This is a genomic window from Pseudomonas graminis (genome assembly GCF_001705435.1).
Taxonomy (GTDB): domain Bacteria; phylum Pseudomonadota; class Gammaproteobacteria; order Pseudomonadales; family Pseudomonadaceae; genus Aquipseudomonas; species Aquipseudomonas graminis_B.
Window position 1 is genome coordinate 193,137 of sequence record NZ_MDEN01000066.1, and the last position, 19,993, is coordinate 213,129.

The window sequence follows — 19,993 nt, forward strand, 5'->3', positions numbered from 1 at the left end:
CCTATGCAATGGATGCCAGTGGGACAACCTTTAGCGTGTTGTTTAAATCGCCGCGAGCGCCGCTTTCGAGCCTGACGGACATTGCTGGCGGGCGTTTCGCGGCTCGCGTATCCTTCGCGCTCTTCGAAAAATCGGACAACAAAATCCGACAATTCCCCCCGTTTTTCTCCGGAGTTCGCTGAATGCTTTCTGGTTGGCTGCGCGCCTGTGCGCTGGTGATGGTTGGGATGGTCAGCGCTTCAGCGCTTGCCGTGGATAAACCGCATACGGTGATCGTCGTCGGCGGTGGTCTGGCGGGACTCACGACGGCTTACGAGCTGCAGAGCAAAGGCTGGCAAGTCACCTTGCTGGAAGCCAAACCCACCGTCGGCGGCCGCTCCGGTCTGGCCGGCAGCGAGTGGATCGGCAACGCCAAGGCCCAGCCGGTGCTGAATCAGTACATTGATCGCTTCAAGATCAAGGCGGTGCCCGCGCCGGAATTTGTGCGGACCCCGAGCTACCTGATCGAAGGCGAGTACTTCACTGGCGCCGACCTGGCGACCAAACAGCCGGCGACCGCCGAAGCCATCAAGCGCTACGAAGCAGCGGTGGATGACCTGGCCCGTTCGATCACCGACCCCGACAACCCGGCGGCCAACAGCACCCTGTTTGCGCTGGACCAGATCACCGTCTCCAACTGGCTGGACCGTCTGAGCCTGCCAACGACCGCGCGCCAACTGATCAATCAGCAGATTCGTACGCGCTACGACGAACCTTCGCGTCTGTCGCTGCTGTACCTCGCACAGCAAACACGGGTCAATCGCAACGTCGACGACCGCGACCGCCGCGCCGCTCGCCTGCCGGGTGGTAGCGCCGTGCTGGCCGAGGAGTTCGTCAAACAGCTGAAAGTCATCAAGACCAATTCGCCGGTGTCGGCCATCAACCAGGACAAGGACGGCGTGACCGTCAAGGTCGGTTCGCTGGGCTACGAAGCCGAATATGTCGTGTTGGCCGTGCCGTTGCGCGCACTGAGCAAGATCCAGATGACCCCTGCACTGGACGCCCAGCGTCTGGGCGCGATAAAGAGCACCAACTACGGCTGGCATGACCAGATCATGCTCAAGTTCAAGACCCCGGTCTGGGACAGCAAGGCGCGCATGTCCGGCGAGATCTATAGCAACACCGGCCTCGGCATGTTGTGGGTCGAGCCTGCTTTGAAAGGCGGCGCCAACGTCGTGATTAACCTGGCCGGCGACAACGCCCGCATCATGCAGGCGTTCGGCGACAAGCAACTGGTGGATCAAGTGCTGATCCGCATGCAGGCGTTCTATCCACAGGCCCGCGGCGCGTTCACCGGTTATGAACTGCGTCGCTCCAGCATTGACCCGTCCAGCGGCGGTGCATACCTGGCCTTCGGCCCGGGCCAGATCAGCAAATACTGGCGCTTGTGGGAACGACCACTGCAGCGCGTAGCCTTTGCCGGCGAACACACCGACACTTTGTACCCAGGCACCCTGGAAGGCGCATTGCGTTCAGGTCAGCGCGCGGCCATTCAGGTGCAGGGCCTGTCTGAAGGCAAGTCGTACGAGCCGGTCAAAGCGCCGCCTCCGAAGGCCCCTGAACCGACCAAGGAAAGCAGCGGCGGCATTGGCGGCTTCTTCTCGAACATGTTCGGCGGTTCCAAGCCTGAGCCGAAACCGGCCGAGAAAGCCCCAGCGCCTGCTCCGACCCCGGCTCCAGCGCCTGCCCCGGTAACGCCGCCGCCAGCTCCAGTGGTTGAACCCGCCAAGCCTGCGGTCGTGGAGCCTGCGAAAAAGGCCCCGGCCAAGAAAGAACCGGCGAAGAAGGAGCCCGTCAAAAAGGCTCCGGCCAAACCGGCAGCCATCCACAAAGCCCCTGCCAAAACCGACGCTGCGAAAAAAGCGCCGGCCAAGGCCACGGGTGACAAGGCAGCACCGGCCACTCCGGCGGCTCCGGCAACGGCTCCGGCAGCACCGGCGACCGACAGCAAAAACTGATCGGTAACGGCTGAAAGCAAAGGCGCGGCTTGATACCGCGCCTTTTTTTCGCCTGGATAAAACGTAACGCTGGCTTAATCTCATTCGGACGAAAATATGTCAGGAGATTTCAATCGGATTTCCTGATTCTTCAAAGCAACATTTTGCGCTTTCTTTCGATAGGTAAAGCGCTAGTCTCTCCTCGGCCCTCACAGGATATTCAGCATGCAGTTACGCAACTCATCTTCTCGCTATGGCTGGGTCAGCATCGTTTTGCATTGGGGTGTCGCGCTGACGGTGTTCGGCATGTTTGCGCTAGGGTTGTGGATGGTAGGGCTGGGCTATTACGACACGTGGCGTAAGGCCGGCCCCGACCTGCACAAGAGCATCGGCATCACGCTGTTCCTGTTCATGCTGATCCGGGTGATCTGGCGCTTCGTCAGCCCGCCGCCAGCAGCGCCTGCCACCCACAGCCGGTTTGTGAAAACGGCTGCGAAACTGGGCCATGCGTTTCTGTACCTGGACCTGTTTTTGGTGATGTTCGCCGGTTACCTGATTTCCACCGCAGACGGTGTCGGGATTCCGGTGTTTGGATTGTTCGAAGTGCCTGCCTTGATCAGCGGACTGCCCGACCAGGCAGACGTCGCAGGCACCGTGCACTTGTACCTGGCCTGGACCCTGGTGATTTTTGCAGGACTCCACGGGCTGGCCGCTTTGAAGCATCACTTCGTTGATCGTGATGCCACCCTTGTACGTATGCTTGGCCGCAAGGCCTGATACTCAATTCAACTAGAAAGGAAGACGACGTATGTTGAAAAAGACACTTGCTGCACTGGCCCTGGGTACCGCGCTGCTGACGGCCGGTCAGGCAATGGCCGCTGATTACACGATCGACAAGGAAGGCCAACACGCCTTCATCAACTTCAAGATCAGCCACCTGGGCTACAGCTTCATCTACGGCACGTTCAAGGACTGGAACGGCACATTCAGCTTCGACGCCGCCAAGCCTGAAGACAGCAAGATCAGCATCGACTTGAAGACCGCGAGCGTCTTCACCAACCACGCTGAACGTGACAAGCACATCAGCAGCAAGGACTTCCTCGACGTCGCGACCTATCCTGACGCCAAGTTTGTTTCCACCAAGGTCACCAACATCGGCAAGAATGCTGACGGCAAGACCACGGCTGACGTGATCGGCGACCTGACCCTGCACGGCGTGACCAAGCCGGTCACCGTCAAGACTACCTTCCTGGGTGAAGGCAAGGATCCATGGGGCGGCTACCGTGCCGGCTTCGAGGGCACTACTTCGATCAAGCGTTCTGATTTCGGCAAGATGATGGACCTGGGTCCACAGTCCGACACCCTGGAGCTGGACATCTCGTTCGAAGGCGTCAAAGCCAAGTAAGACGAGTTTTCGTGGTGATGAAGCGCCGACCTTTGGGTCGGCGTTTTTGTGTGTGGCATTGCTTGAATCACGCAAACAAAAACGCCCCGAACCAGTCGGGGCGTTTTATTGGCTGCGTAACAACCGGCGCTGCTTAACCTTCGCGGTTGCGGGTCAGCAGGGCTGGTTTTTCACCGCGTGGGCGGCTTGGCAACTGATCAAGTTGTTCAGCCGAAGGGAAACGATCGCCCTTGGACTCTTTGTGCATGATCTTCGGTGCTGGCTGACCGTCGCGAGGCCCGCGTACCGCTGGCTCCTGACGCGCTGGCTGGTCTTCGCGCGCCGGACGACGAGCACGAGGCTGGTCTTCGCGACGAGCCTGACCGTCACGGCCGGAACCGTTGCGAGGACCGCTGCGTTTGGCCGGTGCGCCGGCGGCGTCGGTGCTGGCGGAGCCGCCAGTGGCCGAACCACTGCGCGGACCGCTACGGCCTGGCGCCTGACCGCGAGGTGCCGGTGCGGCGCCCGTGGCAGGAGCGCCCGGGCGACGGCCGCGGCTCTGGTTCTTGTTCTGGTACGGGCTGACGTAGTCGGCACGGTTGCCGAAGTTGTCCACTTCGTCATCCAGGAACTCGTCAGGTGCGCGATTAGCACCCGCAGCCGCTGGCTGCGACTGACGTGACTCGCTCGACGGGGTGCCCTGACGCGGCTTTTGAGGGCGCGCCGGACGTGCCGGGCGCTCGCCCGAAGGTGCTGCCGCAGCCGTTGCCGGCTTTTCCTTGCCCTTGTCTTTGCCTTTGTCCTTGCGACCGCCGCCACCGCCGCCTCCGTTTGGACCGTCGCCACGCGGGCCACGGGCATTGCGCGGGTTACGCACATCCGGACGCTCGCGGACTTCCGGCTTCTCGGCTTCAACCGCCGTGATGTCGAAGCCCATCAGATCGCCGTCGGCAATCTTCTGCTTGGTCATGCGCTCGATGCTTTTCAGCAGCTTCTCTTCGTCCGGCGCAACCAGCGAGATCGCCTCGCCGCTACGGCCTGCGCGACCGGTACGACCGATGCGGTGCACGTAGTCTTCGTCGACGTTAGGCAGTTCGAAGTTGACCACGTGGGGCAACTGGTCGATGTCCAGACCACGGGCAGCGATGTCGGTGGCGACCATAATGCGAACGGTGCCGGCCTTGAAGTCGGCCAGCGCTTTGGTGCGTGCGTTCTGGCTTTTGTTGCCGTGGATCGCCACAGCGCTGAGGCCGTGTTTATCCAGGTATTCGGCCAGGCGGTTGGCGCCGTGCTTGGTGCGGGTAAACACCAGCACCTGTTCCCACGCGCCTTGAGTGATCAGGTGCGCCAGGAGCGAGCGTTTGTGGTTGGCCGGCAGGCGGAACACACGCTGCTCGATACGCTCGACCGTGGTGTTCGGCGGCGTGACTTCAATGCGTTCCGGGTTGTGCAGCAGTTTGCCGGCCAGCGCGGTGATGTCCTGGGAGAACGTTGCCGAGAACAGCAGGTTCTGACGCTTGGACGGCAGGCGTGCAAGGACTTTCTTCACGTCGTGAACGAAGCCCATGTCGAGCATGCGGTCGGCTTCGTCCAGGACAAGGATTTCAACGTGGGACAGATCGACGCTGCCCTGACCGGCCAGATCGAGCAAACGACCCGGGCAGGCAACCAGTACGTCAACGCCGCGTGCCATGGCCTGAACCTGCGGGTTCATGCCGACACCGCCGAAGATGCAGGTACTGACGAACTTGAGGTTCTTGGCGTAGATCTTGAAGCTGTCGTGGACTTGAGCGGCCAGTTCACGAGTAGGGGTCAGGACCAGAACACGCGGTTGGCGCGGGCCGTGACGCTGGGATTTGTCCGGATGACCGTTGGGAAACAACCGCTCCAGGATAGGGAGGGCGAAACCACCGGTTTTACCAGTACCTGTCTGGGCGGCGACCATCAGATCGCGGCCTTGCAACACGGCGGGAATGGCCCGCTGTTGCACTGGGGTAGGCTGGGTGTAGCCAGCAGCCTCGATGGCGCTGACTAAAGCCTCGGAGAGACCGAGGGAAGCAAAGGACATGAGTAATCCTGTCTTGAGTTGGGGCCATAGAGGCCCAAATAGGGATGATCTTCCAGGCGCAGACTTAAGGTTCTGCACGTAACGTGAATGCGCTCGACCCTGCTGCGGTCATCGCACAGTCCTTGGAAGGTGCAATGGCGTCCGGTCCTGTGGAGGTCTGTAAGTTCAACTCGGGCAGGGGCGCTAAAAAGTGCGCTGCTGACGTGTTCGAGAAGTCTTCTGTGAGACCGTGCACCCGGGCGCAAGCCTGGCGGGGACGCCGGAGTATAACAGAGCAATCACAACGCGCTGCTTTCCTGCTGCTCAACGGTTTTATCGACCCTTTCCTCCGATTCTGCAGGGAGTGTCGTCGGCCTTTCGCCGGTGTACCGCTCCACCAGTTTCGCGTACGCGGGCTCACGCTTGAAACGCTTCAGTTCTGCACTGAACCGCTGGGCCAGCAGGTCCATGCCGGCATTGCGGCGCAGCGCCAGATACTGCCCCCGGTGATTGAGCACGGTCGGCAGCTGACTAACCTGGCCTTGGAGCTTGAGCCGCTCGATCATCTGCCGGCCCAGCAGGCGATCGGTCACCATCAGATCGATGCGGCCGCGAATCAGTTTGCCGAAGTTCGCTTCATGGCTCGGCGCAGGCTCTCGGATGAACGCCGTCGAGTTGTCGAACGCCGGGATGTATCGATAGCCCGGAGAGACGCCGATGGTCAGCCCGCGCAAGTCCTCCATGCTATTGAAGGCATGGGGCCTGGCATTGGCCTGAAACAGCACCCAGTCAATGCTCGACAACGGTTCGTCCGGATACAACAGATCAACGCGCGCCTCGTCCTTGTTTATATCGAGAACACCGTCGGCCTCGCCTTCACTGAGCATCATCAGGCAGCGCTTCCAGGGGAGAAACTGCCACTCGACGTCGATGCCCAGGCGTTCGAACACAATCGCCGTGGTGTCGTAATCAAGCCCGGAGGCGTGGTTGCCGTCCACGATGACATAGGGTGACCAGGGTTCGGTGACGATCCGCAATTTCTCGCCCAGCGCGCTGAAGCTCAGGCAGGCCAGGAGGACAGCAACGGATAGGGGAAGGATGGGCGGCATGCGCGCGAGATTACGACGCAAGCTAACTAAATAGAAGTGATGATTCTCAACAAAAGCAGAAGGCAGGGCTCAACGACGGGACTGGCAGGCTTCGGGGTGAAGAAGCCTGCCAGTGAAGCCAGCGACGTTTCAATCCGACTGGATTGAATCCGTTACCACGCAGAGAGCTTCAGATTGTTCCAGACCGCCAGGCTCGGTTCGGCCTGATTCAGCGTGTAGAAATGCAGGCCGGGGGCGCCACCGTGCAGCAGTCGTTCGCACATTTCAGTGATGACATGCTCGCCGAACGCTTGAATGCTGGCCGTATCATCGCCGTACGCTTCCAGCTGCTTGCGAACCCAGCGCGGGATCTCCGCACCGCACGCGTCCGAAAAGCGCGCCAGTTTGCTGTAGTTGGTGATCGGCATGATGCCCGGCACGATCGGAATATCCACGCCCAGCTTCTGCACGCGCTCGACGAAGTGGAAGTAGCTGTCGGCGTTGAAGAAGTACTGGGTGATCGCACTGTTGGCGCCGGCGTTGGCCTTGCGCACGAAGTTTTTCAGATCGTCTTCGAAGTTGCGCGCTTGGGGGTGCATCTCGGGGTAGGCCGCGACTTCAATGTGGAAATGATCGCCGGTTTCTTCACGGATGAAGCTCACCAGGTCATTGGCATAACGCAACTCACCACTGGCCATGCCCATGCCGGACGGCAGGTCACCGCGCAGGGCAACGATGCGTTTGATACCGGCTTCCCGGTACTGCGTCAGCAAGCTGCGCAGGTCGGCCTTGCTGTCACCGACGCACGACAAGTGCGGTGCGGCGGGAATGTGCACTTCTTTTTCCAGCTGCAGCACGGTGTTGATCGTGCGGTCGCGCGTGGAACCCCCGGCACCGTAAGTGCAGGAGAAAAAACTGGGGTTGTAGCTGGCCAGCGTACGCGCCGTGGCAAGCAGTTTTTCATGACCAGCGTCGGTCTTCGTCGGGAAGAATTCGAAGCTGTAGCTACGGTCTTGGCTCATGGAGCGAGTCTCCAGCGGCAAGCTACAAGCCATAAGCTGCAAGAGTGGCCGTGCGCCGTATCCTGCAGATCAAGGCTTGTCACTTGGTGCTGCTAAATGCTTGGACGATTTAAAGCCTGACGCGGCAAGTCATGACAATGGTGATGCCTTTACTTGCCGCTTGAAGCTTGAAGCTTGCCGCTTACTGCTTAGTAGCGATAAGCGTGCGGCTTGAACGGACCTTCGACGGTCACGCCGATGTAGTCGGCCTGGGTCTTGGTCAGCTTGGTCACGACGCCGCCGAAGCCACGGACCATTTCCAGGGCCACTTCTTCGTCCAGCTTCTTCGGCAACACTTCAACGGTCAGACGCTCGGCTTTCTGGGCAGGGCTCAGGTCAGCGTACTTCTGGCCGAACAGGAAGATCTGCGCCAGCACCTGGTTGGCAAACGAGCCGTCCATGATGCGGCTCGGGTGACCGGTGGCGTTGCCCAGGTTCACCAGACGGCCTTCGGCCAGCAGGATCAGGTAGTCGTCGTTCTGAGGATCGAATGCGCCAGCGCCGGTGCGGTGAATCTTGTGCACTTGCGGCTTCACTTCTTCCCATGCCCAGTTCTTGCGCATGAAAGCGGTGTCGATTTCGTTGTCGAAGTGACCGATGTTGCAGACCACTGCGCGTTTTTTCAGCGCCTTGAGCATGTTGGCGTCGCAGACGTTGACGTTACCGGTGGTGGTGACGATCAGGTCGATCTTGCCCAGCAGTGCTTTGTCGATGCTCGCTTCGGTGCCGTCGTTCTCGCCGTCGATGAAAGGCGAAACCAGTTCGAAACCGTCCATGCACGCTTGCATGGCGCAGATCGGGTCGACTTCGGTGACCTTGACGATCATGCCTTCCTGACGCAGCGACTGAGCCGAACCCTTGCCCACGTCACCGTAGCCGATGACCAGCGCTTGCTTGCCGGACAGCAGGTGGTCGGTGCCGCGCTTGATGGCGTCGTTCAGGCTGTGACGGCAGCCGTACTTGTTGTCGTTCTTGCTCTTGGTGACCGAGTCGTTGACGTTGATCGCAGGGATCTTCAGTTCGCCCTTGGCCAGCATGTCCAGCAGACGGTGAACGCCTGTGGTGGTCTCTTCGGTCACGCCATGGACGCGGTCGAGGATGGCCGGGTATTTCTTGTGCAGCAGCTCGGTGAGGTCGCCGCCGTCGTCGAGGATCATGTTGGCGTCCCATGGCTGACCGTCCTTGAGGATGGTCTGCTCCAGGCACCACTCGTACTCGGCTTCGGTTTCGCCTTTCCAGGCGAAGACCGGAATGCCGGCAGCAGCGATAGCGGCAGCGGCCTGATCCTGAGTCGAGAAGATGTTGCAGGACGACCAGCGTACTTCGGCACCCAGGGCAACCAGGGTTTCGATCAGCACGGCAGTCTGAATGGTCATGTGGATGCAGCCGAGAATCTTCGCGCCCTTGAGCGGTTGATCGCCAGCGTACTTGCGACGCAGGCCCATCAGGGCTGGCATTTCGGATTCGGCGATAATGGTTTCGCGACGGCCCCAGGCAGCCAGGGACATGTCGGCGACTTTGTAGTCGTTGAAATCGTTGGGCGTCAGTACAGCACTCATAAAGAGTCTCCATTCGTAGGGTGCGAATGGGCGCCGTTGTGCGTTTAAAGCTTGACCGGCGGGAGGCCTGATCAAACAACGCCCTCTCCGAGCCTGACAGGTCTGACCTGCTGCAGCGCCCCTCGGACAGGTGGCGGGAAAACGGTAACAAGGTGTGATGACCGTTTTTTGAAGCGGTGGCGATTATCTTTCTTTGAGCTGCAAGTGGCAAGCTGCAAGCGGCAAGCGGTAAACAACAGCGGGCCTGCTTTTAACTTGCAGCTTCAGGCTTGAAGCTTGAAGCTGGGGCACATCCCCCACCGTCTCCCAAACACCCCGGAGCCTCCATGAACTTTCACACTCGCAAATGGGTAAAACCTGAAGACCTCAACCCCAACGGCACGTTGTTCGGCGGCAGTCTCCTGCGCTGGATCGACGAAGAGGCGGCCATCTACGCCATTGTGCAGTTGGGTAATCAGCGCGTTGTGACCAAGTACATTTCCGAGATCAACTTCGTCAGCGCCTCGCGTCAGGGCGACATCATCGAGCTGGGGATTACCGCGACCGAATTCGGCCGCACATCCATCACGCTAACGTGCCAGGTCCGCAACAAGATCACCCGCAAGAGCATTCTCACGGTTGAGAAAATGGTCTTCGTGAATCTGGGCGAAGACGGCCTGCCGACGCCACACGGCAAGACCGAAATCACCTATGTGAAGGATCAGTTCAAGGAAGACGTGATCAACGAGTGATTGTGCTGCGTGCCTGCCAGTCACGCAGCCACTGCAGTCCTTCGGTGGTATCGCCTTTCGGACGGTACTCGCAGCCGACCCAGCCGGTGTAGCCCAGGCGGTCGATTTCTTCGAACAGCCACGGGTAATTCACTTCCCCCACGCTCGGCTCATGGCGGTCCGGCACGCCGGCGATCTGGATGTGGCCGATACCGGCGAAGTCGCGGCGCAGCTTGCTGGTGACGTCGCCCTCGACGATCTGGCAGTGATAGCAGTCGAACTGCACCCGCAGATTGTCGGCGCCGACTTCTTTAAGCACAGCCTGGCCTTGATCCTGACGGTTCAGGAAGAAGCCCGGAATGTCGCGGGTGTTGATCGGCTCGATCAACACCGTCAGCCCGACCTTGGCCGCTTGTTGTGCGGCGAAGCTCAGGTTTTCCAGGTACACCGCGTGATGCTTCTGGCGCAAGTCTTCACTGGGCAGCAGGCCGGCCATGACGTGAATGCGGTCGTTACCCAGAACCGCTGCGTAATCCAGCGCTTTCTGGAAGCCGTCGCGGAATTCACCCTCCCGGCCAGGCAACGAAGCAATGCCGCGCTCGCCTTTGGAGAAGTCGCCGGGCGGGGCGTTGAACAGCGCCTGGGTCAGGCCGAAGTCGTCCAGGCGCAGCTTGATCTCCTCGGCTTTGAAGTCGTACGGAAACAGGTATTCGACGCCCTTGAAGCCGTCACTCGCTGCAGCCGAGAAACGCGCCAGAAAGTCGTGTTGCGGATACATCATGCTGAGGTTGGCAGCGAAGCGAGGCATGGTTATCTCCTAGTTGAAGCCGTTAGACGAAAGGCCAGAGCAGCAGCGTTATCAAGAACCCGAGGGTGCCCAGAATGGTCACCAGGAAGGTCCAGGTGCGCAGGCCGTCGGCAACGTTCAGGCCCGCCAGTTTGGTGAACATCCAGTAACCGGCGTCGTTGATGTGCGACATCGCCAGACCGCCACCGCCCATGGCCAGACAGAGCAGGGCCATGTGGTTGGCGCTCAGGTTCAGCGTGGCGATCAGCGGGCTGAGAATGCCGGCCGTGGTGACCAGCGCCACTGTGGTCGAGCCCTGCACGGCGCGCAACAGCAGCGTCAGCAGGAAGCCCAGCGCGAGAACCGGCAGCCCGGTGTTGCGCAGCGCTTCGGACACCACTGCGCCGATACCGGTATCCACCAGCACCTTGCCGAACACGCCGCCAGCGCCCGCAATCAGGATCACCATCGCCACGCCGGGCAATGCCGAACCCACGACATCGGACACCTGACTGCGGCTCCAGCCACGGCGCGAACCCAGCAGCCAGGCGCACAGGAGTGTGTCGATCAGCAATGCCACCAGCGGCGCGCCCAGGACGGTGAGCACGCTGCGCAGCATTGAGTCGGCCGGCAACATCGTGGTCGCCAGCGTGCCGAGCAGGATCAGAATGATCGGCAGCAGAATCAGCGCGATGATGATGCCTGCACCCGGCGCCGGCGCCTTTGGCAGGCGTGCCGCCAGGCTGCTGGCGTTTTCTTCAAGGCCCAGTTCTTTGGTGTGGGTCGCTTCAGACACCCGCGAATAATCGTTGTTCGCCCATGCCACCAAGTCTTCGTTGGTGACGTGAGAGCCATACACTTCGCTGCGAATATCGTCGGTCATCGGGTAGACCTTGCGGGTCATGCGCCCGGCAATCAGGTAACCGATCAGGCACAGAATGCCCACCATCGGCAGCCCGAACATCAACACGCGACCCAGGTCCGCACCCAGCTGGCCGGCTGCTGCGACGGCGCCCGGGTGCGGCGGCAGGAAGGCGTGCACCGACAGCAGCGCTGCGCACATCGGCAGCGCGTAAACCAGCAGCGGTTTACGTGCGGCACGGGCAACCCCGTAGGCCAGCGGCATGAGGATGATCACGCCCACTTCGAAGAATACCGGAATACCGACCATGAACCCCGCGACGTTCAGGGCCAGCGGCGTGCGCCGGTTGCCGAAGCGGTTGATCAGCGTCTTGGCCAGCGCCTCGGCGCCGCCGGACAGTTCGATGATGCGGCCGATCATGGCGCCAAGGGCAATGATGATCGCGATGTGGCCGAGGGTTTTGCCCATGCCGCCTTCGATGGTCGCCACCAGGTCGCTTGGTTTAACCCCGGCCACCAGCGCCACGATGATGCTGACCAGCATCAGCGCCACGAACGGTTGGAATTTGTATTTAAGGACCAGAAGCAGCAACAGCGCAATGCCCGCTCCGGCGACGATCATGAGGAATAGAGGAGTCATGTTGTGTCCCGTTGTTATTGTTTTCCGGCGAGGCCGGTCCGCCGAAAACCGGAGGGCCGGTTTTCGATCAAAACGCCGTTGGGGTTACCAGTTCACGCCGAACGTCTGGCGCAGTTCTTCCAAAGCGGCTGCGTCCAGCGGTTCAGGTTTGGGGTTGCTCATCAGCCAGAGGCGTGCGGTCTCCTCCAGCTCTTCCAGCGCATAAGAAGCCTTGGCGACCGAGCTTTCCCAGATCACCGGGCCGAGTCGCTCGAGCATCACGCCACGCACGCTGTTCGCCAGTTTCGCCACTTGTTCAGCGACGTTCGGCGAGCCGGGGCGCTCGTAGGCAATCAAGGGAATGTGCCCGACTTTCATTACCTGATACGGCGTGATGGGCGGGAGGATGTCGTCCGGTTTCCAGACGCCGGCCAGGGTCAGCGCAACCAGATGCGTCGAGTGGGTGTGCACCACGCCGCCAACGCCGGGATTGCGGTCGTAGACCTGACGATGCAGGGCCAACGTCTTCGACGGCTTGTCCCCGGAGACCCATTCGCCGCCCAGGTTGACCTTGGCGATGGCCTCGGGATCGAGGCGCCCCAGGCAGGCGTCGGTTGGCGTGATCAGCCAGCCATCGTCGAGGCGGGCGCTGATGTTGCCCGCGCTGCCGACGGTGTAGCCGCGTCCGAACAGCAGACGGCCGATGGCGCAGATTTCTTCACGCTGCTTGTTTTCGGCGCTCACTGAACTGCTGGTTACGTTGCTCATTGGGCACTCCCTGCCAGCTGCTTGAGGGCTTTGTCGAAAAAGTCACGGCCACCGAAATTCCCTGACTTCAGCGCCAGGGCCAGAGGCGTCGCGCCGCTGCTGATGGTCGCTGGAACACCCGGGTCGATCTGCGCGCCGATCTTCAGCAAGCTCACGCCCAGCGCCTGAACCACGGCACCGGAGGTTTCGCCACCGGCGACGACAAAGCGTTTCACGCCCGCGTCGAGCAGGCCGCGAGCGATCTGCCCCAGCGCGTCTTCGACCAGCGCGCCGGCACGTTCAACGCCGAGTTTTTGCTGCACGGCTTTGACTTCTTCCGGACTGCTGGTCGCGTAGATCAGTACGGTCTGCCCGGCATCGCGGGCGAACGCCAATGCGTCTGCCACCACCGGTTTGCCGTCAGCCAATGCCAACGGATCGATGCGCAGCGCAGGCCGTTTGGCCTCAAGCCAGGCGGCAACCTGACCGTTGGTGGCGACCGATGCGCTGCCCGCCAATACCACTTCGCCGCCGTCGACGTGCTCAAGCTTCGCCGCATCGATGTCACGCAACTTGCCCGCTTTGCGGAAATTACCCGGCAGACCGAGCGCCAGACCCGAGCCACCGGTGAGCAGCGGCAAGTCGGCGCAGGCTTCGCCCAGCGTGTACAAATCAGCGTCCGACAATGCGTCGGCAATCGCCATGACCACGCCCTCTGCACGCAGCTCTTTGATGCGCGCACGCACGCCGTCGACGCCTTTGGCGATGCTGTCGTAACGCAGCAAGCCGACTTTCTGCGTGGTCTGGGATTGCAGCACGCGCACCAGATTGGCGTCGGTCATCGGCGTCAGCGGGTGGTTTTGCATGCCGCATTCGCTGAGCAGTTGGTCCTGCACGAACAGGTGGCCGCGGAAGATCGTGCGACCGTTCTCCGGGAACGCCGGGCAGGCCAGGGTGAAGTCGCTGTTCAGCGCCTTGAGCAGCGCATCGCTGACCTGGCCAATGTTGCCTTTGGCGGTGGAATCGAACGTCGAGCAGTACTTGAAGAAGATCTGCTCACAGCCGCGATCACGCAGCCACTGCAGCGCGGCGAGGGATTCTTCAACCGCTTCTGCCGCCGGCGTGGTGCGGGATTTCAGCGCGATGACGATGGCGTCGGCATCCAGTTCAGCCAGGCTTTCGGCGCTCGGGATGCCAATGCTCTGCACGGTGCGCATGCCACCCCGCACCAGCATGTTGGCCAGGTCGGTGGCGCCGGTGAAGTCATCGGCGATGCAGCCCAACAGAGGGCGCGGAGTCGTGGTGCTCATCTGCGTCATCTCAGTTGTTTTCAGGCTTGGCGGTCGGCAGTTCGATGCCCGGGAAAATCTTGATCACGGCAGAGTCATCCTCGCGGCCAAAGCCAGCGGTGGAGGCCTGCATGAACATCTGGTGGGCGGTGGACGACAACGGCAGCGGGAATTTGCTGGCGCGGGCGGTATCCAGCACCAGGCCCAGGTCTTTGACGAAGATGTCCACAGCCGACAGCGGCGTGTAGTCCGCTTTGAGGATGTGCGGCACGCGGTTCTCGAACATCCACGAGTTACCGGCGCTGTTGGTGATCACTTCGTACAGCGCGTCCGCGTCTACGCCTTCGCGCAGGCCCAGGGCCATGGCTTCGGCGCTGGCGGCGATGTGGACGCCGGCCAGCAGCTGATTGATGATTTTGACTTTCGAACCCATGCCATGAACGTCGCCCAGGCGATACACCTTGCCCGCCATGCCGTTGAGGATCGCGTCGGCCTTGGCGTAGGAATCAGCCGGGCCGGAGGTCATCATGGTCATCTCGCCAGCAGCTGCCTTGGCCGCGCCGCCGGAGATCGGCGCGTCGAGGTAGAGCAGGCCTTTTTCGGTGAGGCGCTGACCCAGTTCGATGGCGAAGGTCGGTGCGACCGTGGCGCAACCGATGATCAGGCTGCCCGGGCGCAGGGCGGCGACTGCGCCGTTGTCGCCGAACAATACGGTTTCGGTCTGCTCGGCATTGACCACGACGGTGATGATCACGTCGCAGGCAGCGGCCATGCTCGCAGGAGATTCACAGGCAACGCCGCCTTCGCTGGCGAATTGCTCGGTCACGGCCGCGCGCACGTCACAGGCATGAACGTTGAAGCCGCTGCGCAGCAGGGAGCGCGCAATGCCCAGGCCCATCGCACCCAGACCAATGACGCCGACATTCTTGTTATTCATGAATCTCTCCTCGGGTGAGCGCCGAAGTTCATCAGCACTCGAACGGTGTTTGTTCTGATCTGTTAAAGATAGTGAACCCATGATCGGATAATGTGAAGAGCTTTTTTGAATTAACAAAAATTAACATTGCTGCTATCGGGCACAAAAAAGCCCCAGTCGAGACTGAGGCCTGGTAACCATCGACTGTAGAAGCGCGCTGAATTAGCGTGGCTGGTCCACCGACGCCAACATCAATTCAACCCCCAGCCCTCGAATGCTGTCCGCTGCGCCGTGGGCGAGGCGGTTGTCGCTGATGATCGTGTCGAACTGCTCCAGACCGGCGACCTTGTACATGCCGAACGTGCCGTATTTCGTGCTGGTCGTCAGCAACACTGTGCGCGACGCCGACTGCATCGCCGCTTGCTTGACCTCAACCTTGAGCGCGGAGGGCGTGGTCGTGCCTCGCTGCAGATCCCATGAGCTGGTGGACATGAATGCGACATCGGTTGCCAGTTGCCGCAACGTCGCCGCTGCCAGCCCGCCGACACAGGATCGGTTCGGGTGGTCCAGCAAGCCGCCGGTATGAATCACATCTACGTGGGCTGCGTCAGCGAGTGCATTGACCACGCCGAAGTCGTTGGTGACCACGGTCATGCCCGCCAGCGCGACGATGTACGGGACAATTTCCAGCGTGCTGGTGCCGGCGTCCAGGTACACGGTCATCTCGGGGTGCAGCAGGCTGGCGGCCAGTTTGGCCATCGCCTGTTTGTGCGGCAGCTCGACCACTGCCTTGGACTGATGACTCGGCTCGCTGTGAACCTGGCTGGCGATGCGCACCCCGCCGGTCACCGAATAGGCACGGCCACTTTGCTCAAGCAGTGCGATGTCACGGCGGACGGTCATGTGCGAGCAGTCGAACATGTCCATGAGCTGATGCACGCTCAGCACTTGATGCTTGCGCAGCTGACGCAGCATCAACTCCCGGCGCTGATCGGGAATCATCGGCGCTGCGCCACTGAGGGTGGCGTCTTCTTCGCTGGACATGCAGGCTCCTGGGCAACGAGATACAGCCGCGGTCGGCTGGGTGGCTGGCATCTTAGCCAATCGGGATGGCGGTGGCAGCAACGACGAGCAAACTGCACGCGGGTTGTTCTCTGTAGGACTGGCTTCAGCCGGGAAGGGGCCGGTGTGTGCGCCATCAAACTTGCGGTGTGATGGGTGACGCCTTCCCGGCTAAAGCCGGTCATACGATTGCATTCGTTGCCTGTAAGAACCTTTCGACGGGCCGTGGCTCTTAGGCTGTAGATGGGCGTTTTCTAATGAAGCTCAAATTCTAAAAAAGGATGCAGGTATGACCGTCGCGTTTTGGTGTGTGTTGATCGTGATTCTGTTGCCGATAGGGTGCGCTGGCATTGCCAAGTTCAGCAGCGGCAAATTCAGTGCACGGCACAATCATGACCCCCGGGACTTTCTCGACCGCCTCGAAGGTCTCCCGCGCCGCGCCCACAATGCGCAGCTCAATAGTTTTGAAGCGATTCCCGGGTTTGCCGCTGGCGTAATCATCGCCCACGTCGCCGGCGTGGCGCAGTTGGTGACGATCGACGTACTCGCCGTGCTGTTCGTGACCAGCCGCCTGCTCTACATCATCTTCTATCTGGCGGATCTCGCGACATTGCGCTCGCTGGCCTGGATCGCCGGGCTTGGGCTGGTGATTGCGTTGTTTGGCGTCTCAGTCTGATCGCTCAGCGCTTTTGACGCTGCGCGGTCAGTTGGCGCACCTGGCTACTGTGGGAGGGAGCTTGTGTGGGAGGGAGCTTGCTCCCGAAGAGGCCAGTGTAGTCGCTGCAAATCCGATGGGTCTGATACCGCCTCGCGAGCCAGGTGGAGCGCCACCTCGGTCACTCCCACACAAAAAGACACAGGCCCGCAGACGACCTTACTCGTCATCCTCGTCGGGCTGCACCTTCTCCAGTTTTTCCTGCTCGTCCTGCAGTTCCTTGCGGGACTCGGCCAGCTTGTCTTTACGCTTGTCGATTTTCTCCGGATCGCCCTTGCTCATGGCCTTGTTCAGGTCCGCCTGGCGACGGCTGACTTCACGCTTGGCATCCAGCACCTTCTGTTCCTGCTGCTTGACCAGGTCGATGTCGGTGCAGTTGGCGTTCAATTCGCTCAGGGCTTTTTGCAGCCCGGCCTGTTGATCGGTGTTGCCGGCGGCTTTGGCGCTCTCAATCTGCGTGGCGATGTCCTGGCGCTTCGCGGCGCATCCGGACGGTTCCGACGCCTGCTCGGCTGCAAGCACGGGCGCGGCCAGAAACCCGCACGCGGTGAATGCAAAAAGGGATGACAGGAATTTCATGGATACTCCTTGAATACACGTAGCCGCACGCTCTACACCATCATGCGGCCCTGAAAATACTAAAAACCGTTGATGCCTTCGTCCTTCAGCTGCCTGCTTAGGGCCTGCACTTGCGGGTCTTGAAAAAATGCATGTAACTGCTTCGCCCGTCCCGAGCCAATGCTGGGTTCGGCCTGCCATTCCATGACGCTTCGCGAGGCCAGCGCTGCCCACGAATCACCCAGATCAACGCCCGTGGCCGGCGGTAAACCGATGGCTTTGAGCCACACGACAAAGGGCTTATCGCGTGCAGCCTGAAAACTTGCCAGCAGTTTAGCGCTGCTGCGCTCGCCCATGCCGGGAATGTTAGCAAGCCGTGCACCATCGAGGGTCAGCCAGCCCAACAAACCCTTTAATTGCCCTGCCTGAATCAACTTATCCCACGTGCCCGGCCCTACGCCGCTGAGCGCCAACCCCTTCTTCCCACCCAGCCATTTCAACCGTTCGCGGAACTGGCTTTCGCAGCCCTCGACCGGCTGCCAGCAACTCAGCGAATGATAATCCTCAGCGCGCGGAACGCTCAGCGGCGCCCGCTCGACGCTTCGCGACACCACCTCATCCAGCCGCGGAATCGTCAGCCCGGCCAGGCTGATTGCGACCTGATCCCCAGGCCGAATGTCTATCTCCTGCCAACGCTTGAACGAACCGACGCTGATGCGATTGATCATGCGGTCATCCAGGCGCACCGGTTCGACATCCAGAACGGGCGTGATCTTGCCGCTGCGCCCAACGTTGAAATGAACCTTGCGCACCTCGGCCAGCGCCCGCGCAAACGGGTACTTCCACGCCGCGATCCAGTAAGGCGCTTTCGCCTGCCAGCGCTCGGCTGACGGACGCTCGCCCTGCCGCATAACCACGCCATCGGTGGCAAACGGCAGCGGCGAACGGTACCAGTGCTCTCGCCAGTTTTTCGCCTGAATGAAACCCTCCAACGGCTCACTGAAGCGCGCGCTGTCCTCGAAACCCATGGCCCTGAGCCCTGCCAATCGCTCGGTCATGTCCGACGGACCTTCTGGCCAGTCCCAGACGAACAGCCCGATATTCGCGCCTTCCTGTTCGCTGATCGCGTGACGCGCCAGCAGCCCGGCCACTTTGCTGCGAGCGTTCAGACTGCCGGCGTCCGCCTGAACGTGATCTGTCAGCTTCCAATACAACTCGCCCTGGAGGATCACGGTCTTTTCCCACGCGAGATGGCGAGGGATCGCCTCGATCTGGTGGGCATGTCCGGTCCAGTCCTGACCGAAAACCCCGTCGCCCCGGCTGATAGCGCTCACCAGTTTCCCGTCGACATACACCAGCGTGACCGCCACGCCGTCCACTTTTGGCTGAATCCACAGATCGCTTCGGTCTTTGAGCCACGCCTGAACGGCGGCCTCGCCCGGCAATTTCGTCAGGCCGGTGTGCGGGATGGGATGTGCAGCGGGACCGCGCGCGGTTTTCAGCGGATTGGAGTGCGACGCCGAAGTGGCGGCGAAACAACTGCGCAGATCGGCGAGTCGCTGAACGGATTGGTCGTACAACTCATCGGCCACCAGAGACACGCCTTGGCGGTGATAGCTGTCGTCCCATTGGGTGATCTGGGTTTGCAGCGAAAGGATCTCGCTTCGGGCTTTGGCCGGTGGCCAGTCGGGGCATGTTTGCGCGTTTGCATGGATGGCCAGAAGAGGCAGTGCACAGAGGACCAGTGCGCGAAGGGAGAGCAGCATCGGAGCGTCCTTGCCGGGGGAGGGACTGCAAGGCTAGGTTTTCCCGATGGGTGTTTCATCGCGCCTTGGTTACCGCGTTTGTCTCGTACCGATACAGCCAGCCCCTCATTCCCCGCCCAACTGTGCCTTGAGCCGCGCGCCCACGAGTGCAAAATGATGTTTCATCCCGGCAACTGGAAGAGACACTGCCATGGACCTGTCGACCCTTGCTGTATTCATCCCCGCCTGTTTCGCCCTGAACATGGCGCCGGGCCCGAATAACCTGCTCTCCATCAGCAATGCGTCGCGCTACGGATTTATCAGTGCCTGTTCGGGCGGCATTGGTCGGTTGCTGGCATTCGCGATCATGATCGCGCTGGCAGCGGTTGGGCTTACAGCGGTGCTGCATACATCCGAGTGGCTGTTTCATACGATCAAGATTGTGGGGGCGGCGTATCTGTTCTATCTGGCGTTACAACTGTGGCGAGCGCCATGCGAGGCGCACGATATCGAAGCCGGCGCGCAGGCCGGAGTGACGAGGCTGGCGCGCCAGGAGTTTCTGGTCGCCATCGGCAATCCCAAAGCCATTCTGTTGTTTACGGCGTTCCTGCCGCAGTTTGTGGATCGTTCCGGCGTGGTCACCACTCAGTTCGCACAACTGGGGGCGATGTTTCTGGTGCTGGAATGTATCGCCATCGCGCTGTACTGCTGGATGGGGGGGCATGCGCGTCGGTTGTTTGCCCAGCCCAGTGGCAAGCGGCTGTTCAATCGGGGGTGTGCGGGGTTGTTGGCGAGTGCGGCTTCGTTTTTATTGGTGGCGCGGCGGGGTTAATACGTATTCAGCCCACGGAGGTGGGCTGAATCCAGGT

At 61.1% G+C, this 19,993-nt stretch carries 18 protein-coding genes and 1 riboswitch; of the genes, 6 read left to right on the forward strand and 12 right to left on the reverse strand.

Going from position 1 to position 19,993, the window contains the following annotated elements; genetic code table 11:
- The first annotated feature begins 182 nt into the window (after positions 1 to 182).
- The 3 genes from BBI10_RS19265 (at position 183) to BBI10_RS19275 (ending at position 3,381) form a co-directional block, all read left to right on the forward strand.
- Complete coding sequence (locus BBI10_RS19265; protein ID WP_065991216.1) at positions 183 to 1,997, forward strand: flavin monoamine oxidase family protein; 1,815 nt, start codon at positions 183 to 185, stop codon at positions 1,995 to 1,997.
- A gap of 204 nt (positions 1,998 to 2,201) precedes the next feature.
- A complete protein-coding gene (locus BBI10_RS19270) occupies positions 2,202 to 2,753 on the forward strand; it encodes a cytochrome b (RefSeq protein ID WP_065991217.1) in 552 nt (183 codons plus the stop codon).
- Between the two features lie 31 nt (positions 2,754 to 2,784).
- On the forward strand, positions 2,785 to 3,381 hold the full coding sequence (locus tag BBI10_RS19275) for a YceI family protein (RefSeq protein WP_065991218.1): 597 nt from the start codon (positions 2,785 to 2,787) through the stop codon (positions 3,379 to 3,381).
- Positions 3,382 to 3,514: 133 nt separating this feature from the next.
- Here the strand turns inward: BBI10_RS19275 and BBI10_RS19280 are convergent, their stop codons facing one another.
- From BBI10_RS19280 to ahcY, 4 genes are all read right to left on the reverse strand, one after another.
- Positions 3,515 to 5,428 carry a DEAD/DEAH box helicase gene (locus tag BBI10_RS19280; protein ID WP_065991219.1) on the reverse strand — a complete coding sequence of 638 codons (1,914 nt, stop codon included), beginning with the start codon at positions 5,426 to 5,428 and terminating at the stop codon, positions 3,515 to 3,517.
- A 278-nt stretch (positions 5,429 to 5,706) separates the two neighbouring features.
- Positions 5,707 to 6,516 (reverse strand): substrate-binding periplasmic protein, encoded by an 810-nt coding sequence (locus BBI10_RS19285; RefSeq protein WP_065991220.1) that lies wholly within the window; start codon positions 6,514 to 6,516, stop codon positions 5,707 to 5,709.
- A 152-nt stretch (positions 6,517 to 6,668) separates the two neighbouring features.
- On the reverse strand, positions 6,669 to 7,517 hold the full coding sequence (metF, locus tag BBI10_RS19290) for a methylenetetrahydrofolate reductase [NAD(P)H] (RefSeq protein ID WP_065991221.1): 849 nt from the start codon (positions 7,515 to 7,517) through the stop codon (positions 6,669 to 6,671).
- Between the two features lie 188 nt (positions 7,518 to 7,705).
- Positions 7,706 to 9,115, reverse strand: a complete 1,410-nt coding sequence (gene ahcY, locus BBI10_RS19295; protein ID WP_065991222.1) for an adenosylhomocysteinase — start codon at positions 9,113 to 9,115, stop codon at positions 7,706 to 7,708.
- 21 nt (positions 9,116 to 9,136) lie between these two features.
- Positions 9,137 to 9,245, reverse strand: a riboswitch (S-adenosyl-L-homocysteine riboswitch).
- Positions 9,246 to 9,441: 196 nt separating this feature from the next.
- Between ahcY and BBI10_RS19300 the strand changes: the two genes are divergently transcribed.
- Entirely contained in the window at positions 9,442 to 9,846 is a 405-nt protein-coding gene (locus BBI10_RS19300; RefSeq protein ID WP_065991223.1) for an acyl-CoA thioesterase, read from the forward strand.
- Here the strand turns inward: BBI10_RS19300 and otnI are convergent.
- The 6 genes from otnI to BBI10_RS19330 form a co-directional block, all read right to left on the reverse strand.
- The gene (gene otnI / locus BBI10_RS19305) at positions 9,836 to 10,633 is read right to left on the reverse strand and encodes a 2-oxo-tetronate isomerase (protein WP_065991224.1); all 798 of its coding nucleotides are present in this window, start codon (positions 10,631 to 10,633) and stop codon (positions 9,836 to 9,838) included. The genes BBI10_RS19300 and otnI overlap by 11 nt on opposite strands.
- A 22-nt stretch (positions 10,634 to 10,655) precedes the next feature.
- Entirely contained in the window at positions 10,656 to 12,113 is a 1,458-nt protein-coding gene (locus BBI10_RS19310; protein WP_065991225.1) for an SLC13 family permease, read from the reverse strand.
- An 84-nt stretch (positions 12,114 to 12,197) separates the two neighbouring features.
- Positions 12,198 to 12,860 (reverse strand): aldolase, encoded by a 663-nt coding sequence (locus tag BBI10_RS19315; protein ID WP_065991226.1) that lies wholly within the window; start codon positions 12,858 to 12,860, stop codon positions 12,198 to 12,200.
- Complete coding sequence (gene otnK, locus BBI10_RS19320) at positions 12,857 to 14,149, reverse strand: 3-oxo-tetronate kinase (RefSeq protein WP_065991378.1); 1,293 nt, start codon at positions 14,147 to 14,149, stop codon at positions 12,857 to 12,859. Before otnK ends, BBI10_RS19315 begins: the two co-directional genes overlap by 4 nt.
- Before the next feature lie 10 nt (positions 14,150 to 14,159).
- On the reverse strand, positions 14,160 to 15,146 hold the full coding sequence (gene ltnD, locus BBI10_RS19325) for an L-threonate dehydrogenase (protein WP_279615265.1): 987 nt from the start codon (positions 15,144 to 15,146) through the stop codon (positions 14,160 to 14,162).
- 120 nt (positions 15,147 to 15,266) lie between these two features.
- Positions 15,267 to 16,088 carry a DeoR/GlpR family DNA-binding transcription regulator gene (locus BBI10_RS19330; protein ID WP_065991228.1) on the reverse strand — a complete coding sequence of 274 codons (822 nt, stop codon included), beginning with the start codon at positions 16,086 to 16,088 and terminating at the stop codon, positions 15,267 to 15,269.
- A gap of 307 nt (positions 16,089 to 16,395) precedes the next feature.
- Between BBI10_RS19330 and BBI10_RS19335 the strand changes: the two genes are divergently transcribed.
- Positions 16,396 to 16,782, forward strand: a complete 387-nt coding sequence (locus BBI10_RS19335) for an MAPEG family protein (protein WP_065991229.1) — start codon at positions 16,396 to 16,398, stop codon at positions 16,780 to 16,782.
- A gap of 198 nt (positions 16,783 to 16,980) precedes the next feature.
- Here the strand turns inward: BBI10_RS19335 and BBI10_RS19340 are convergent, their stop codons facing one another.
- Both BBI10_RS19340 and ligB read right to left on the reverse strand, forming a co-directional pair.
- Positions 16,981 to 17,400 (reverse strand): DUF1090 domain-containing protein, encoded by a 420-nt coding sequence (locus tag BBI10_RS19340; protein WP_065991230.1) that lies wholly within the window; start codon positions 17,398 to 17,400, stop codon positions 16,981 to 16,983.
- A 59-nt stretch (positions 17,401 to 17,459) separates the two neighbouring features.
- Positions 17,460 to 19,145, reverse strand: coding sequence for an NAD-dependent DNA ligase LigB (gene ligB / locus BBI10_RS19345; protein ID WP_065991231.1), 1,686 nt, complete (start codon positions 19,143 to 19,145; stop codon positions 17,460 to 17,462).
- A 190-nt stretch (positions 19,146 to 19,335) separates the two neighbouring features.
- On the opposite strand from ligB, the gene BBI10_RS19350 reads away from it, so the two are divergent.
- Positions 19,336 to 19,956, forward strand: coding sequence for a LysE family translocator (locus BBI10_RS19350; protein WP_065991232.1), 621 nt, complete (start codon positions 19,336 to 19,338; stop codon positions 19,954 to 19,956).
- Positions 19,957 to 19,993 lie beyond the last annotated feature (37 nt).

Coding starts and splice junctions, on each gene's coding strand:
- BBI10_RS19265 (WP_065991216.1), top strand. CDS start 183: ATGCTTTCTGGTTGGCTGCGCGCCTGTGCGCTGGTGATGGTTGGGATG.
- BBI10_RS19270 (WP_065991217.1), top strand. CDS start 2,202: ATGCAGTTACGCAACTCATCTTCTCGCTATGGCTGGGTCAGCATCGTT.
- BBI10_RS19275 (WP_065991218.1), top strand. CDS start 2,785: ATGTTGAAAAAGACACTTGCTGCACTGGCCCTGGGTACCGCGCTGCTG.
- BBI10_RS19280 (WP_065991219.1), bottom strand. CDS start 5,428: ATGTCCTTTGCTTCCCTCGGTCTCTCCGAGGCTTTAGTCAGCGCCATC.
- BBI10_RS19285 (WP_065991220.1), bottom strand. CDS start 6,516: ATGCCGCCCATCCTTCCCCTATCCGTTGCTGTCCTCCTGGCCTGCCTG.
- metF (WP_065991221.1), bottom strand. CDS start 7,517: ATGAGCCAAGACCGTAGCTACAGCTTCGAATTCTTCCCGACGAAGACC.
- ahcY (WP_065991222.1), bottom strand. CDS start 9,115: ATGAGTGCTGTACTGACGCCCAACGATTTCAACGACTACAAAGTCGCC.
- BBI10_RS19300 (WP_065991223.1), top strand. CDS start 9,442: ATGAACTTTCACACTCGCAAATGGGTAAAACCTGAAGACCTCAACCCC.
- otnI (WP_065991224.1), bottom strand. CDS start 10,633: ATGCCTCGCTTCGCTGCCAACCTCAGCATGATGTATCCGCAACACGAC.
- BBI10_RS19310 (WP_065991225.1), bottom strand. CDS start 12,113: ATGACTCCTCTATTCCTCATGATCGTCGCCGGAGCGGGCATTGCGCTG.
- BBI10_RS19315 (WP_065991226.1), bottom strand. CDS start 12,860: ATGAGCAACGTAACCAGCAGTTCAGTGAGCGCCGAAAACAAGCAGCGT.
- otnK (WP_065991378.1), bottom strand. CDS start 14,149: ATGAGCACCACGACTCCGCGCCCTCTGTTGGGCTGCATCGCCGATGAC.
- ltnD (WP_279615265.1), bottom strand. CDS start 15,146: ATGGGTTCACTATCTTTAACAGATCAGAACAAACACCGTTCGAGTGCT.
- BBI10_RS19330 (WP_065991228.1), bottom strand. CDS start 16,088: ATGTCCAGCGAAGAAGACGCCACCCTCAGTGGCGCAGCGCCGATGATT.
- BBI10_RS19335 (WP_065991229.1), top strand. CDS start 16,396: ATGACCGTCGCGTTTTGGTGTGTGTTGATCGTGATTCTGTTGCCGATA.
- BBI10_RS19340 (WP_065991230.1), bottom strand. CDS start 17,400: ATGAAATTCCTGTCATCCCTTTTTGCATTCACCGCGTGCGGGTTTCTG.
- ligB (WP_065991231.1), bottom strand. CDS start 19,145: ATGCTGCTCTCCCTTCGCGCACTGGTCCTCTGTGCACTGCCTCTTCTG.
- BBI10_RS19350 (WP_065991232.1), top strand. CDS start 19,336: ATGGACCTGTCGACCCTTGCTGTATTCATCCCCGCCTGTTTCGCCCTG.